This window comes from Enterobacter sp. CPE_E890 (assembly GCF_046521475.1).
Lineage (GTDB): Bacteria > Pseudomonadota > Gammaproteobacteria > Enterobacterales > Enterobacteriaceae > Enterobacter > Enterobacter adelaidei.
Genome location: NZ_JBKFZW010000001.1, coordinates 3118489 through 3133399 on the forward strand (window position 1 = coordinate 3118489; position 14911 = coordinate 3133399).

The 14911-nt window shown below is 50.9% G+C and carries 17 protein-coding genes, 1 pseudogene and 1 other annotated feature; of the genes and pseudogenes, 7 read left to right on the plus strand and 11 right to left on the minus strand.

The window, feature by feature from the left end; translation table 11 throughout:
* The first annotated feature begins 102 nt into the window (after positions 1–102).
* Positions 103–800: pseudogene (locus ACLHV9_RS15385) on the plus strand (IS1 family transposase).
* 10 nt (positions 801–810) lie between these two features.
* Here ACLHV9_RS15385 and ACLHV9_RS15390 read toward each other — a convergent pair.
* Both ACLHV9_RS15390 and ACLHV9_RS15395 read right to left on the minus strand, forming a co-directional pair.
* Positions 811–1329 carry an acyltransferase family protein gene (locus ACLHV9_RS15390; RefSeq protein WP_407220803.1) on the minus strand — a complete coding sequence of 173 codons (519 nt, stop codon included), beginning with the start codon at positions 1327–1329 and terminating at the stop codon, positions 811–813.
* Positions 1330–1411: 82 nt separating this feature from the next.
* A complete protein-coding gene (locus ACLHV9_RS15395) occupies positions 1412–1873 on the minus strand; it encodes a tail fiber domain-containing protein (RefSeq protein ID WP_407221188.1) in 462 nt (153 codons plus the stop codon).
* A 407-nt stretch (positions 1874–2280) separates the two neighbouring features.
* Here ACLHV9_RS15395 and ACLHV9_RS15400 point away from each other — a divergent pair.
* Positions 2281–3401, plus strand: a protein-coding gene (locus ACLHV9_RS15400) for an IS3 family transposase (RefSeq protein WP_134708787.1) whose coding sequence is annotated in 2 segments (ribosomal slippage) — positions 2281–2539 and positions 2539–3401 — 1122 coding nt in all. Because the reading frame shifts where the segments join, the coding sequence is not laid out codon by codon here.
* Here ACLHV9_RS15400 and ACLHV9_RS15405 read toward each other — a convergent pair.
* From ACLHV9_RS15405 to ACLHV9_RS15420, 4 genes are all read right to left on the minus strand, one after another.
* Positions 3394–4191: a hypothetical protein gene (locus ACLHV9_RS15405; RefSeq protein ID WP_176691085.1), complete on the minus strand. Its 798-nt coding sequence runs from the start codon at positions 4189–4191 to the stop codon at positions 3394–3396. The genes ACLHV9_RS15400 and ACLHV9_RS15405 overlap by 8 nt on opposite strands.
* A complete protein-coding gene (locus ACLHV9_RS15410) occupies positions 4130–6265 on the minus strand; it encodes a host specificity factor TipJ family phage tail protein (RefSeq protein WP_407220805.1) in 2136 nt (711 codons plus the stop codon). Before ACLHV9_RS15410 ends, ACLHV9_RS15405 begins: the two co-directional genes overlap by 62 nt.
* A complete protein-coding gene (locus ACLHV9_RS15415; protein WP_028018493.1) occupies positions 6252–6617 on the minus strand; it encodes an NlpC/P60 family protein in 366 nt (121 codons plus the stop codon). Before ACLHV9_RS15415 ends, ACLHV9_RS15410 begins: the two co-directional genes overlap by 14 nt.
* A gap of 152 nt (positions 6618–6769) precedes the next feature.
* Positions 6770–6901, minus strand: a complete 132-nt coding sequence (locus ACLHV9_RS15420; protein WP_255662044.1) for a hypothetical protein — start codon at positions 6899–6901, stop codon at positions 6770–6772.
* 83 nt (positions 6902–6984) lie between these two features.
* Between ACLHV9_RS15420 and ACLHV9_RS15425 the strand changes: the two genes are divergently transcribed.
* Complete coding sequence (locus tag ACLHV9_RS15425) at positions 6985–7185, plus strand: hypothetical protein (RefSeq protein WP_028018494.1); 201 nt, start codon at positions 6985–6987, stop codon at positions 7183–7185.
* A gap of 10 nt (positions 7186–7195) precedes the next feature.
* On the plus strand, positions 7196–7387 hold the full coding sequence (locus tag ACLHV9_RS15430; protein WP_028018495.1) for a helix-turn-helix transcriptional regulator: 192 nt from the start codon (positions 7196–7198) through the stop codon (positions 7385–7387).
* On the opposite strand, the gene ACLHV9_RS15435 is transcribed toward ACLHV9_RS15430, so the two are convergent.
* Positions 7368–8546: a tyrosine-type recombinase/integrase gene (locus ACLHV9_RS15435; protein WP_108090761.1), complete on the minus strand. Its 1179-nt coding sequence runs from the start codon at positions 8544–8546 to the stop codon at positions 7368–7370. The genes ACLHV9_RS15430 and ACLHV9_RS15435 overlap by 20 nt on opposite strands.
* A 181-nt stretch (positions 8547–8727) precedes the next feature.
* Here ACLHV9_RS15435 and sbcB point away from each other — a divergent pair, with 181 nt between their 5' ends.
* Positions 8728–10152, plus strand: coding sequence for an exodeoxyribonuclease I (gene sbcB, locus ACLHV9_RS15440; RefSeq protein ID WP_108090762.1), 1425 nt, complete (start codon positions 8728–8730; stop codon positions 10150–10152).
* 59 nt (positions 10153–10211) lie between these two features.
* On the opposite strand, the gene ACLHV9_RS15445 is transcribed toward sbcB, so the two are convergent.
* The 4 genes from ACLHV9_RS15445 to ACLHV9_RS15460 form a co-directional block, all read right to left on the minus strand.
* A complete protein-coding gene (locus ACLHV9_RS15445; RefSeq protein WP_032666924.1) occupies positions 10212–11570 on the minus strand; it encodes an APC family permease in 1359 nt (452 codons plus the stop codon).
* Complete coding sequence (yoeI, locus tag ACLHV9_RS15450) at positions 11560–11622, minus strand: membrane protein YoeI (protein ID WP_099458931.1); 63 nt, start codon at positions 11620–11622, stop codon at positions 11560–11562. Before yoeI ends, ACLHV9_RS15445 begins: the two co-directional genes overlap by 11 nt.
* A 219-nt stretch (positions 11623–11841) precedes the next feature.
* On the minus strand, positions 11842–12771 hold the full coding sequence (locus tag ACLHV9_RS15455) for a LysR substrate-binding domain-containing protein (protein ID WP_028018498.1): 930 nt from the start codon (positions 12769–12771) through the stop codon (positions 11842–11844).
* A 41-nt stretch (positions 12772–12812) separates the two neighbouring features.
* Entirely contained in the window at positions 12813–13637 is an 825-nt protein-coding gene (locus tag ACLHV9_RS15460) for an SDR family oxidoreductase (protein WP_028018499.1), read from the minus strand.
* A 175-nt stretch (positions 13638–13812) separates the two neighbouring features.
* Between ACLHV9_RS15460 and hisL the strand changes: the two genes are divergently transcribed.
* Both hisL and hisG read left to right on the plus strand, forming a co-directional pair.
* Complete coding sequence (gene hisL / locus ACLHV9_RS15465; protein WP_001364200.1) at positions 13813–13863, plus strand: his operon leader peptide; 51 nt, start codon at positions 13813–13815, stop codon at positions 13861–13863.
* Positions 13839–13962 (plus strand) — a sequence feature (His leader region). Its footprint overlaps the gene before it by 25 nt.
* 45 nt (positions 13963–14007) lie before the next feature.
* Positions 14008–14907: an ATP phosphoribosyltransferase gene (gene hisG / locus ACLHV9_RS15470; RefSeq protein WP_028018500.1), complete on the plus strand. Its 900-nt coding sequence runs from the start codon at positions 14008–14010 to the stop codon at positions 14905–14907.
* Positions 14908–14911 lie beyond the last annotated feature (4 nt).

The window sequence follows — 14911 nt, forward strand, 5'->3', positions numbered from 1 at the left end:
GCTTAATTCACCTCGAGAATAATACTGTACTAAAGATACAATAGAGAGGTAATGGTGCCAACTTACTGATTTAGTGTATGATGGTGTTTTTGAGGTGCTCCAGTGGCTTCTGTTTCTATCAGCTGTCCCCTCCTGTTCAGCTACTGAAGGCGTGGTGCGTAACGGTAAAAGTACTGCCGGACATCAGCGCTATCTCTGCTCTCACTGCCGTAAAACATGGCAGCTACAGTTCACTTACACCGCTTCTCAACCCGGTACGCATCAGAAAATCATTGATATGGCCATGAATGGCGTCGGATGTCGCGCCAGTGCACGCATTATGGGCGTTGGCCTCAACACGATTTTACGTCACTTAAAAACTCAGACCGCAGTCGGTAACCTCACGCATACAACCGGGCAGTGACGTCATTGTTTGCGCGGAAATGGACGAACAGTGGGGTTATGTCGGCGCTAAATCACGCCAGCGCTGGTTGTTTTACGCGTATGACAGGATACGGAGGACGGTTGTGGCGCACGTATTCGGTGAACGCACGTTGTCCACGCTGGAGCGTCTTCTGGGCCTGCTGTCGGCCTTTGAGGTCGTGGTATGGATGACGGATGGCTGGCCGCTTTATGAATCACGCCTGAAGGGAGAACTGCACGTTATCAGCAAGCGATATACGCAGCGCATTGAGCGGCATAACCTGAATCTGAGGCAACATCTGGCAAGGCTGGGCAGGAAGTCACTGTCGTTCTCAAAATCGGTGGAGCTGCATGACAAAGTCATCGGGCATTATCTGAACATAAAACACTATCAGTAAGTTGGAGTCATTACCCAATAGAGATTATGAATACCGAAGCGATAATAGTCCTGTACCTATGACTGATGCTTATCGATAATCCAAACATAATATAGAATGCTATTTCATAAGTAATCGTCCAAGCAGGGTATAATAAATTATACCCAAAATAAGGCGCCTCTTCAGACCAATTTAAATTGAAGGGGATTATTGAAACAAACAATTTAATCAACCCTTCATCTGTTGAATATTTCATCATCTCGGTAATTACCAAATAATACAACACGCAAGAAATGATGAGTAATGGATATATTCTAAAAGCCCTTCTTACAAAAAAGAATAAGATATTATTAATTTCTTTCTTTTTTGTTGAGTATACTATTATAAAACCACTTATAAGAAAAAACAAATCCACCCCAGCAAGTCCACCACCAAATAATAAATCACCCAAATCCTTTTGGGTGTATACATTATTTAACTTATCCCTAAAATGGAAGAGAACAACCAGTAAAGCGGCTATGCCTCTCAAATAATGAATTGATAATATCATATTTACTACACCAAGATGAATATTGACGTTCATGATACAGGAAAGTAGATGTAACGCAATATTCTATGACCTAAGGTTCTTTTCAAAGTGCAGAAATTATGAATGCAATCAATTCATCGTATCTGATCCCATATCGATTGCCTGATTTCCTGGCTGGGGTAAGAACAACCCCAAGTTCATCAACCACTTCCGCTTCTGCATCCCATTCATCATAGCAAACCATACCGTAGTCGAAGGCATCAAGGCCATTAACTCTAAATGCTTCAATGACTTCTTGTGCAACAACGCCAAAATGAATCCTTGCACCATTGCCTTTAGCATCAACCGAATCGGTAAATCTGTAGGCCTTGATCATGGTTTTTAACGACCTTGCAGTGGAAAGTTCCGCTTCACTAAGGCTTCTCTCATCACACTTAAGCCTACCGGCTGACGTCTGAATTGTTCCATTAGCGGCATACACTGCAGTCCATCTGTTTGATGGTAGACCTATGCCTATTGAGTTGTCAGTTGTTGGGTAGAGCCCTGAGGTATTTCCAAGCTCCATCTTCACATTACGTTCGGTGGCGAAAAGCATTTTTTTTGAAACGAAATCATTGCGCACCCTGCCAGTAGGTGCTGTTGCTAATGGATCCTCACTTAGGGGTTGAAAATCAAGGTTTGCACCCGCACTTGCATCTCCTCTAATCCTAACTGTTCCCTCGTTATTTCTTCCTCCAAGATCTACACCACCACCATTTTGCCTTATTACTTCCTGATAATTACCTCCTGATGTTAGGCTTCCAACGCCTTTAAGTTGAGGCGAGATTGAAGATGGGATTGTTGGAGAGACGTAAATTCTACCTGGTCCTCCGTTACAGTAGTTGTTTGCGTCGAGTCCCTCTGACCTGCTCCCTGTTGATTAATACACCCCGATGTTAGTAATGTCTTCATAAGCCACATGAGGACATCCCCATGAAGAAGCGTTTTTCCGACGAACAGATCATCAGTATTCTTCGCGAAGCGGAAGCCGGAGTTTCTGCCCGTGAGCTCTGCCGTAAGCACGCCATTTCCGATGCCACTTTCTACACCTGGCGCAAGAAGTTTGGTGGCATGGAAGTTCCTGAGGTGAAGCGGCTTAAATCTCTTGAAGAGGAGAACGCCCGCCTCAAGAAGCTACTTGCCGAAGCCATGCTGGATAAGGAGGCACTTCAGGTGGCTCTGGGGCGAAAGTACTGACGACAGACCAGAAGCGGGAAGCCGTTGAGTTTATGTGTGATGCGACCGGTCTGTCGCAACGTCGTGCCTGCAGGCTTACAGGTTTGTCCCTGTCGACCTGCCGCTACGAGGCTCAGCGTCCGGCAGCTGATGCGCATTTATCAGGGCGCATCACTGAGCTGGCACTGGAGCGCAGGCGTTTTGGCTACCGCCGCATCTGGCAGCTGCTGCGTCGGGAGGGCCTTCACGTCAATCACAAGCGGGTATACCGTATTTACCACCTTAATGGACTGAGCGTAAAACGCAGACGACGCCGTAAAGGGCTGGCAACCGAACGGTTTCCGCTTCTGCGCCCGGATGCGCCGAACCTGACATGGTCGATGGATTTCGTTATGGACGCACTGGCCAACGGTCGGAGGATCAAGTGCCTGACCTGTGTGGATGATTTCACGAAGGAGTGTCTGACAATCACCGCTGCTTTCGGTATTTCAGGCGTTCAGGTCACGCGTATTCTGGACAGCATCGCGCTGTTTAGGGGCTATCCGGCGACAATAAGAACCGATCAGGGCCCGGAATTTGCCTGCCGCGCGCTCGATCAATGGGCCTTTGAGCATGGTGTGGAACTCCGGCTTATCCAGCCAGGTAAGCCAACGCAGAACGGATTTATTGAGAGTTTTAACGGACGCTTTCGCGATGAGTGTCTGAATGAACACTGGTTCAGCGATATTCTTCATGCCCGGAAAACGATTAATGACTGGCGGCAGGATTATAACGAGTGCCGTCCCCATTCATCGCTGGATTACCAGACACCAGCTGAATTCGCAACGGACTGGCGAAACAGGAAATATGAAGAAAAACCAACCGACATTACTAACTGAAGGTTGTATCTAATCCTGGGGGCAGGTCAAATCCACTCCATATGTCTGTGTCCTGTACATTAGGGATATATCCCTCAAATGACTGGACGACGTCTGAAGGTAAATTATTTAGCGATGCATCGCGTTTAATTGTATACGGAGTGCCGATTAGCATGATGTTCAATGGCCCAACGCGTGAACCACTTCCATCAGTAATGGTGATAAGACTGTTTGATTTTATAGTCGAACTAGGTGTTCCCCAAAAATTTACCCTACCAGGGTACGCAATGTCTCTTGTGATGATCCACTCTCCATCTGGAAAGAAGAATGGTAGCCCGGACTGAAGTGCCGATTCTAATGCGTCCGAACAGTCTTCACCTGACACGCCCCCAAACCAAGTGATCGGGCTGGCAATTTCCCTTAGGTCACTTCTTAAAGTCGCATCTCCAACGCTTAACGACTTACCAACACCAATGCCTCCTGTGGAATCTGGTGTTGAACCAGCGGGGACGTTTTTCGGAAACGCGCCATCCCAACGATAATACTCACCTGTCGCCTTTAGACGAAGAACCTGGTTAGGTACAGTGAGACTATTACCGTCTTCAAAACTGTCGAGTGTAATATACCCAAAAGCTGAAATAGCCTGTTGAGCTACCCAACGCAAGCCCTCAATTGTGTAATGTTTTTTGCCGAATCTGTCTTCATATTCATGCTGCAGTGAGGTAACAAATTCGTCAATTTTCCCCGCGTTAAATTTCAGGTCGCGAGGTGATTCGCTTGGTACTGGCAGATTGGTTGGTTGCGTAGCCATATTCATTCACCTTCGAGTTCATCTTCGTCCGGGAGAAAATCAGACGCTTCGTTTCGCGCATCGCACGCTCCCTCGCCTGGAACTCGTTACGAAATCCGACGATCTCCAACTTGTTCGGGTTCTCTGCCTCCTGCTCTACGATGATGCCGTTAAGTACACGGTAGTTGATGTACGTCTTGTTGTTCGTTGTCGGGTGAACGTATGAGACCTGAACGCCGTCATAGCCGCCAGGAAGCGTGGCTTCGTAGGTGATTTTGTACTCGTCAGTCTTCATGTTTGCCCGGTTGAATACTGCCGCCGGATAATCCACTTTCTGGTCACGGGTAAACGTCAACACGCCATCATCCCAGGACGCGACCAGGGATGCTGCGTTGCAGATTGCCTGCACGCGATCGCCCAGCGCGTCGTTTTCGTCGTCAAACGTATAGTCGAAGTAACCCAGGCGCTCATCCGGGAAGCTTTCGGCGATCGAGTACAGCCCGTAGAGGTCAATGCTGCTTGCCGGCTGCCCTCCCATGATCAGCCAGGTATGAGCCACCGCATCAGCAAACGAACGAGACGGGCGCAGCGTGTAATCAACTGTCTGCGTGTTCAGGTCGTATGATATGGTGTGACGTGTCACCAGGGCGTTGTACTTGCGGTCGCGACTGCCAAGAGCGTTCTCTGTTGCCCTCACCTTCACGCGGACCAGCGTATCGGTGGGATGGACAACGTTTGTGCGCACGTTTACAGCGTGGATCTCTTCAAGTTTAAGTATCGAGGCATCACCAGAGTTATCGGTGCGCTGCAGGTTAATAGCGTACTTCCCGAAACCACCTGTTGGTATAATCTTGTCCGTACGATAGAACGTCTCGCTGTCCTGCTTGTGCCAGGTTGTCTGCTGGAATATCAGCGTCTGCTGGGTGCCGGGGATCATGTTGTAGTCGTCATCAATTTTCCACAGCACTACCTTCCAGTTGGTTTGCTTCTTCGGTCCGAGACTGCTTTGGGTGTGGATCCACAACTGCGTTGACTCCACTGGTGAAAAGAACGTCCCGACGACCAGCGCCTCGTTATCATTCAGTACGAATGTGGTCGTGTTTATCGTTGCGCCAGTAGGAATATCAGGAGGACCGTCCAGATCACCCATGGTGAAGGTGTACCAGCGAACCGGATTTATCACCGCGCCGTCGTTTGTTTCTACAGCAGAAACAAGTGTCCCTGAAAACGTGGCATCAGTCGTTACCGACCCGGATGCGGTTGCATACGTCACGTTGATAGTGAACGTTACAGCGTGAGGCAGAACCAGGCCCATGAAATAATCGAACTCAGCCTCTTTAACGATTTTCATCGCTAACTGACCACCGGCATACGTGCCGCTGACCACGGTGTTTGCCGTCGCGGTTTCGACAGGGAATGACTCTCCCTGGTTTGCGCCTGGCACCTCCTGACCGTCGACATCATCGAAGCTGTAGCCTTCGTTAATCGACGGGATGACCTCGCCAGGCTGGATGAACTGGTATTCAGCGCCGGCCATACTTCCAAGACTTGATTCTGAATAGCGCACAGACTCGTAATCGTACTTGCCGATCCCGATACACATCCATTCAGTCACGTATTTCTTACCGCCGTCACGCACGCCCGTGCTGATGTATTCAAACAGTGATTCCTGAATCAGATCGGGGAATGAACGCACCTTGCCGTAGATATCCGGCTTGGCTTTGTAGACGCGAGCTGTGTTTATCTGTCCGGTCAGACTATTGTTCGGTGAGTCGACGGTATTGCCGCCAGTGTTGGCGATGGCCGGTTTCGGTGCCAGGAAAGAAAACACCTGCCCCACTACTTTGAAGATCGGACTCAGGATATCGCCCACAATACCCTTCGGCTGGTCGAATATCTGGATATGGTCCAGTTCGCTCAACTCAAACGCCAGCTCGTCATCGTCGCTCAACTTCACACCGTTGCGGACGATCAGCAGGTCACGGTGAAAATTAGCGTCATTGGCCGCCAGCCAGTCATAAAAAAGGGTGCCGTTTGGCACCCTGCAACGCAGCTTAGGCGTTCCTGGAAAGTTCGATATCTCAACCAGCGCCATAAGAAAAATACTCCACTTTGGTGAATGCCCGCTGAATGACCAGCAACGAGTCCATGCGTACGCTTCCGTTCTCGCCGCGCGAGTGCAGCGCCTGCCTGTTCAGCACCAGGCCAACATGCGCCGGTTGCACGCCGCGGTATCCGACGAATATCCCGCCATCGACCGGCTTATCGACCTGGCGCCAGAAAACCACGTCACCTTGATAGCAGGTGAAGAAATCCTCACCGGCTTCATAGTCCGGCGTCTGGTGCAGTTCAATGCCGCGAACGTGTCGGTAATACAACACGCACAATCCCCAGCAGTCGACCTTATCGAAGGAGCAGGCCCGGTTAGACCAAGGCACGCCGATCATCCTGCTGATAAAATCAGAGGTACTGAAGTCCCGTGTATTCGACTGGATCATAAAGGCGACCAATATTGTTGTTCAGTGGGTTTGTGACGGACAGAGTAACCGATGCGGAGTCGGCGTCGATGTCCACCGTCTTAACGTATAACTGCCAGGACTTAATCGGTACCGACACGTCGCCGCTGTCGAAGATCTGCCTCGTGGCCATGATGGCCGTTAGTCTGGCAGCGCCCTTCCACTGCTTCATCAGCGCTTTGATAACCGCTTAACAGCAGGAGCGCCCTATGCATTCAAACCCCATGACCTGGCTCATCGCCGCACTTATGGCGCTGGGCGCTCTCACCTCATTTCTTCACGAACCGGAAGGTGTGCAATGGCTGCTTTTAATGTGGGCGCATTAGCCCAGAAGAAGACCGGCGGACTGACGGGAATAGTCGAAAGCCTGCAGGATCCTGACAGCGACAATCCGAAGTTCTGGGTGCGGTGGGACGACAGAGATTATTCAGTGCATCCGGAAAACGAATTGCGCGCGGCCACAATCGATGGGCCACGCCTGTATAAAGAAATGGCGTAAGGAGATCACAATGACCGATACCAGCCTGATTCCAGAAAAAGAAGTGATGAACAAGCTTGGGGTTTCATCACGCCAGACCATCTGGAACTACACCAACCGGCACGGGTTTCCCAAGCCAGTCAGGACACACCCGAAAGCGTACCTGCGGGAAGCTGTTGATGGATGGATCCTCAATGGCGGCGTTAACCAGAAATGTTCCTGATGTGCCAGAACAGCTTATCAGCGTGAAGCTCATACGCTTTGCACTGAGCCTCTATCCAGTCGTGTTTGTTGTACACGGCCATTACCCCGCCAAGTTCATGCCCGAGCATCCTCTCAGTAACATGAGGCTCGACATCCATTTCAGACAGCCTTGTTACCAGCGTCCTCCTGAAGTCGTGGGTTCGCCAGTATCCAAGGTCCATTCCCCCCCTTATTCGATTAACGAATCGGTTGGCGGCCGCAATGCTGATCGGTTCGTTTATATCCTCCCCGGGGAAAAGCACATCATTGTAAGTTGTCATGGCCTTTTCGAGGAAAGGCATAATCTGTTCGAAGATGGGGCGGCGGATGACGTTTCCCATTTTGCTGTGCTCTTTTGGCACAGTCCAGACGTTGTCCAGCAGGTCAAATTCGGTCTTGGTTGCCAGCCTGAGCTCTGAGAGCCTCGCCCCCCACAGCATCAGCATCTGGTGAAGAAGCTTGTTTGACGTAGAAGCCCTGCTTCTTTCAATGGCAAGCCATATCTGAGCAAGCTCGTTATAGGACAGCACGCGATCGCCTACTTCTGCGCGGGAACCGAAGTCTCTTGGCTGGATGCCCATAATTGCGCAACTATCTATCACCTGACGTCGCATGCACCAGCTTATTGCCGATCTTAACTGACTGAGCATCTGGCGCGCGCGGCGTGGATTATCCCTTTCCTCTTCGGTGAGTAGATCCACCCACTGCTTTACCGTGATGGAGGATGCTGGTCGATTAGGGAACGCGTCATGCATCCGTTTCATAACCGTTGAGCGGTATAGTGCCTGGGTCTTTTCCCTGAGTGTTGTAGAGACGTAATTATCGAACCAGTAATCGAGGCACTGAGCGACCGTCAGAGAGTTTTGCGTCTTCTCCTCAAAATAGGAGCGTGGATCTGTGTCGGAAAAATAAAGGTTCCGTAAATCAGACGTGATCTGCTTGGCATCCTTTAACGACACCGACGGGTAGCGACCAATGCCAAGACGATGAGGTTTACCATGCCAGCGATATCGGTACTGGAACTGGATGACCCCCTTTGGAGAAATGCGCACGCTGAGGCCATCAGCATCAGCCACTTCTTGTGGGCCCGAATATGGTTTACCATAAATGGTACGCAGTTTTGTGTCGCTGATAGCCATAAATAATATTTGGTACGCTCTGAAATAGTGGTTTGGTACACTTCTGGTACGCAATATCACATGGACATCAAGACACAATAAACAACTATATTTAACGTTCGTGGACAAACTCAGGTGAGAAAAGGGTTGTTTTTCGAGTAATAACAGGCAGTTAATTAACTATTGTGGACAATCTTAAACAATGGCAGACACAGATAAACAACCAACCTTCCTCTTTCACGACTACGAAACCTTTGGTACGCACCCGGCGCTGGACCGACCGGCGCAGTTTGCCGCCATCCGTACCGATGACGACTTCAATATTATCGGCGAGCCTGAGGTCTTTTACTGCAAACCGGCTGATGACTACCTGCCGCAGCCTGGGGCGGTTATGGTTACCGGGATTACCCCGCAGGAAGCGCGGGAAAAAGGCGTTAACGAGGCAGAATTCGCCCGACGCATCCACGATCTGTTCACCGTCCCCAATACCTGCGTGGTGGGTTATAACAACATCCGTTTTGATGATGAAGTGACGCGCAATATTTTCTATCGCAACTTCTACGACCCGTATGCCTGGAGCTGGCAGAACCGTAATTCTCGCTGGGATTTACTCGACATCATGCGCGCCTGCTACGCATTACGCCCGGAAGGTATTAACTGGCCGGAGAATGATGAAGGACTGACGAGCTTCAGGCTGGAACATCTGACGCGCGCCAATGGCATTGAGCACAGTAATGCCCACGATGCGATGGCAGACGTGTATGCCACCATTGCCATGGCGAAGCTGGTGAAAACCGCTCAGCCAAGGCTGTTTGAGTATCTGCTGAGCCACCGCAGCAAACAGAAATTGACCACGCTGATTGATGTACCGCAGATGAAACCGCTGGTGCATATCTCCGGTATGTTCGGTGCCTGGCGCGGCAACACCAGTTGGGTTGCGCCACTGGCCTGGCATCCGGACAACCGTAATGCGGTCATTATGGTGGATTTAGCTGGCGATATCTCGCCGCTGCTGGGACTCGACAGCGCTACCCTGCGTGAACGGCTTTACACACCGAAAAATGAACTCGGCGATCTGCCTGCGGTGCCGGTTAAACTGGTGCATATCAATAAATGTCCGGTACTCGCGCAGGCCAATACGCTGCGCCCGGAAGATGCTGACAGACTGGGCATTAACCGACAACACTGCCTGGATAACCTGAAAGTGCTGCGCGAAAACCCGCAGGTGCGTGAGAAAGTGGTCGCCATTTTTGCAGAAGCAGAACCGTTCGTTCCGTCTGAAAACGTGGATGCCCAGCTATACAACGGTTTCTTCGGCGATGCCGACCGCGCGGCGATGAATATCGTCCTGCAAACCGAGCCGCGTAACCTGCCGGCACTGGATATCACGTTCGCTGATAAGCGCATTGAAAAGTTGATGTTTAATTACCGTGCGCGTAACTACCCGGGAACCCTCGATGAAGCGGAACAGGAACGCTGGTTGCAACATCGTCGTAATGTCTTTACGCCAGAGTTCCTGCATAGCTATGCTCAGGAGCTGGAGATGCTTTATGCTCAGTATGAAGGGAATGCTGAAAAACAGGCACTGTTGAAATCCCTGTTCCAGTACGCACAAGAGATAGTCTGAATTAGAGATATAAAAAAACCGGAGGCGATGGTCTCCGGTTTTTTTTAGTGCGTTAAAACTCAGGCAACGTCTTCGTACTGAGGAACCGGGTTGCGGAAGCTTTTTGTTACGCAAGCCAGGTAAATCAGACCGATAGCACCCCAGATCAGACCCAGAACCATAGAGCTCTCTTCCAGGTTAATCCACAGTGCGCCAACAGTCAGCGCGCCACACACTGGCAGCACCAGATAGTTGAAGTGGTCTTTCAGCGTTTTGTTGCGCTTCTCACGGATCCAGAACTGCGAGATCACAGAGAGGTTAACGAAGGTGAACGCCACCAGAGCACCGAAGTTAATCAGCGCAGTTGCTGTCACCAGGTCAAATTTAATCGCCAGCAGAGCAATAGCACCAACCAGCAGCACGTTCCATGCAGGAGTACGCCATTTCGGATGAACATAACCAAAGAAGCGAGTCGGGAACACACCGTCACGGCCCATCACGTACATCAGACGAGAAACGCCTGCGTGTGCCGCCATACCGGATGCCAGTACGGTTACGCTTGAGAAGATCAACACGCCCCACTGGAAGGTTTTACCTGCCACGTACAGCATGATTTCAGGCTGTGACGCATCCGGATCTTTAAAGCGAGAGATATCCGGGAAGTACAGCTGCAAGAAGTAAGAGGCACCGATGAAGATCATACCGCCAATCAGCGCGGTCAGGAAAATCGCTTTCGGGATCACGCGCTCAGCGTCTTTGGTCTCTTCTGACAGAGAAGAGATACCGTCAAAGCCGAGGAACGAGAAGCACAGAATCGTCGCACCGGTGATCATCGGCACTACATGCGCACCTTCAGACCAGAATGGACGCGTGCTGGTCAGTGTACCTGCACCTTCACCGTGAGAAACACCGTAGATGATCAGGCCAACGATTACCGCAACAATACCCATCTGCAGAATAACAATCAGGGTGTTGAAGTTCGCCACGGTCTTGATGCTGCGCAGGTTAGAGATGGTCATAAAGGCCACCAGCGCCACAACGAAGATCCACGACGGTACGGAAGGTACCAGCGCTTCAAAGTAAATTTTTGCCAGCAGAATGTTGATCATCGGCATGAACAGGTAGTCCAGCAGTGATGACCAGCCCACCATAAAGCCTACCGCCGGGCTAATGGATTTCTGAGCATAGGTGTACGCAGAGCCTGCGGACGGGAAACGGCGAACCAGTTTACCGTAGCTCAGCGCAGTAAAGAGAATAGCGACCAGTGCAAAGGCGTACGCCGTTGCAACGTGACCGTCAGTAAGGCCTGATACGATACCGAATGTATCGAACAGCGTCATTGGTTGCATATAGGCCAGGCCCATCATAACAACCGGAATCAACGTAAGTGTTTTACGTAATTCCACGCGAGAGGTGTTTGGAGTTGCGTTATGCGACATAGTTATTCTCCTTTACGGTGATAACCGCCACGTAAGCGAAAAATTGCCCCATTTCTTTATTCCTCAGCGACAACAACTGTCGGATTTTAGTAAATATCTATCCGGTACGAAGCCCGGCCTCTTGGTTTTTAGTTTCGTTTCGTACATGCAAAAAAAAATAACCGACGCCTTTTATATCGTCGATTATTCATTTGGTTGCAGCGGCCGCATTTTGCCCCACATCGGATACAAAAGGCAATACTTTGCAATGCCCTGGGTGATTTTCTTTTTGCTAACTGGCTGATTTCTCGACGCTGGCCTGAGAGTAAACGGCAGCGATAGCACTATTTGCTAAAATTTCGTCTCGCCACCAGCTGCTTGCCAGTCCAGAGGTTTGTTCATTCCAGCCCACCCACGCTGATTCATTACTGCTTTGAGCAAGCACCTGTTTTTCAACCAGCGCCCCGCTATCAATAAACCGCTGCGCAAGATAACGAGGCAAATAGCCGCAACCCAGACCACTGATTTGCAATTCCAGCTTGGTTTTAAAATCAAAAACGGTAATGGCTTCCTGCTCATCAAGTAATTGCGAGGAAACCGCACACTCTGGCCGTGAACTGTCCCCCACCACAATCGCACGGTAGCCTTTAATAACCCGGCGATTAATAGGCTCCGGCTCCTGAGCAAGCGGATGATGCGGCGCAACGGCAAAAACCTGCTCCAGCACGCCCAGACGGGCAAAACCAAAATCACTCAACTGGGGAGGTTCATGGAGTGCACCGACGAAAATATCCGCCCTTCCCTGGATTAACGCATCCCAGGAACCGCCCAGCACACCGTTTATAAAGATAAGCCGGGTTACGCTGTGGTGTTGATAAAATGCCTCAATCAGCGGCGTAAGAAGCGAAAATGGAAAGGTATCATCGACTCCTATAACCAGCTCATTTTCCCATCCCTGATGAAGCTTGACGGCCTGCTTTTCCAGTTCGCGAACGGTATGGAGGACTTCACGTCCTTTTTCCAGCAGCATCTGCCCGGTACGGGTAAAACGCGCGCGGTGCCCGGAGCGATCGAGGATCTGAATATTGAGATCGCTTTCCAGTTTTTGAACGGTGTAGCTCAGCGCCGAAGGGGTTTTGTAGAGCTTTGCTGAGGCGGCTGCAAAGCTCCCTTCTTTTTCCAGTGCATCCAGAATAATAAGAACATCAAGCAGCGGTTTCATGCTCGCCCCCTTCTGGTGTGCGATCGTCTCCGCTGCGAGACTTATTCCATGGGCATCACCAGCGGATCGGGATACTGATACTCAAATCCCAGCTCATGGCAAATGCGATTGCCATCAACAATTTTGCCTTTGCTTTCATCCTTTGTCTCACCAAAAACCGGCGGAGCCAGGCCCAACTGACGTGCCATTAGCGGGTAAAACGTACTACGCGTCGGATGAGAAGGCGCACATATATTATAGATGTGTCCACCTTTTGGAGCCTGTAAGAGTAGCTCAATTGCGCCAATAACATCGTCAAGATGCACAAGATTGACAACATGTTGCCCGTCTGGCGCTGACTTTCCGGCAAAAAAACGTCCCGGATGGCGCCCAGGCCCCACCAGCCCCGCCAGACGGACGATATCAACCTGCGTGCCGGGTAGATTATGCAGCCAGTCTTCCAGCTCTTTCAGTACCTGGCCGCTCACGGTAACAGGATTGCGCCCGGAGCTCTCTTTCACCACACCTTCGACATCGCCATAGACTGATGTCGAGCTGGTAAAAATAATGCGCGGAACATGGTGTGCCAGCGCGCTGTCGACAATCTCCTGCATCGCCTGCAGATAAAACGACTCGCCCGGACCACTGCGCCGCGCGGGTAGCGTAATTACCAGCGCATCGACGTTCATCAGCGTGTCCAGATCGTCAGCATCACACACCAGCTCGGGTTCCAGACGCAGTTCGACACCATCAATACCGCACATACGCGCTGCTTCTACCCCATCCGCCGTGGTTTTGCTCCCGGTCACTTGCCAGCCTTTCGCGGCTAATGACATCGCCAGCGGCATTCCCAGCCATCCTAAACCGACAATCGCGACCTTTTTCATGCGAATTCTCCTGACTCGTACTCGTCTTTCATAAGGCTACGCCAGCCCGGCAGAACACACAATTCATAGCATCAATATGAAATGAATTAATGATCAAAAAAAGCCCTTGCAATATGTTGCACAACTGGTTTAGGTTAAAAGACATCAAATGAATAAGCATTCATCGAGAATTTATATGACACGCGTTCAATTTAAACACCACCATCATCACCATCACCCTGACTAGTCTTTCAGGCGATGTGTGCTGGAAGACGTTTGGATCTTCCAGTGGTGCATGAACGCATGAAAAAGCCCCCGGAAGATCTTCTTCCGGGGGCTTTTTTTTGGACCAAATTCAGACAGGTTAAAACAGGTTAACGAGGAATAAAGAATGTTAGATAACTCACGTTTACGCATAGCTATTCAAAAATCAGGTCGTTTGAGTGACGATTCACGCGAACTGCTGGCCCGCTGCGGGATCAAAATTAACCTGCACACCCAGCGCCTGATTGCTCTGGCTGAAAACATGCCCATCGACATTCTGCGCGTGCGTGATGACGATATCCCAGGCCTGGTGATGGATGGCGTCGTTGACCTTGGCATCATCGGTGAAAACGTGCTGGAAGAAGAACTCCTGACCCGCCGTGCACAGGGCGAAGACCCGCGTTACTTCACCCTGCGTCGCCTGGATTTCGGCGGCTGCCGCCTGTCGCTGGCAACGCCGGTCGATGAAGCCTGGGACGGCCCGGCTGCACTGAACGGCAAACGTATCGCCACCTCCTACCCTCACCTGTTAAAGCGTTACCTGGACCAGAAAGGCGTGCAGTTTAAATCCTGTCTGCTGAATGGCTCTGTTGAAGTCGCCCCGCGTGCAGGTCTGGCGGACGCCATCTGTGACCTCGTCTCAACTGGCGCGACGCTGGAAGCGAACGGCCTGCGCGAAGTGGAAGTTATCTATCGCTCAAAAGCCTGTCTGATTCAGCGTGACGGCGACATGGCCGATGCCAAGCAGCAGTTGATCGACAAGCTCCTGACCCGTATTCAGGGCGTGATCCAGGCGCGTGAATCCAAATACATCATGATGCACGCGCCAACCGAGCGTCTGGATGAAGTGATTGCTCTGTTACCAGGCGCCGAGCGCCCAACTATTCTGCCACTGGCGGGCGATCAGCAGCGCGTGGCGATGCATATGGTCAGTAGCGAAACCCTGTTCTGGGAAACCATGGAAAAACTGAAGGCGCTGGGGGCAAGCTCAATCCTGGTGCTGCCAATTGAGAAGATGATGGAGTAACGGC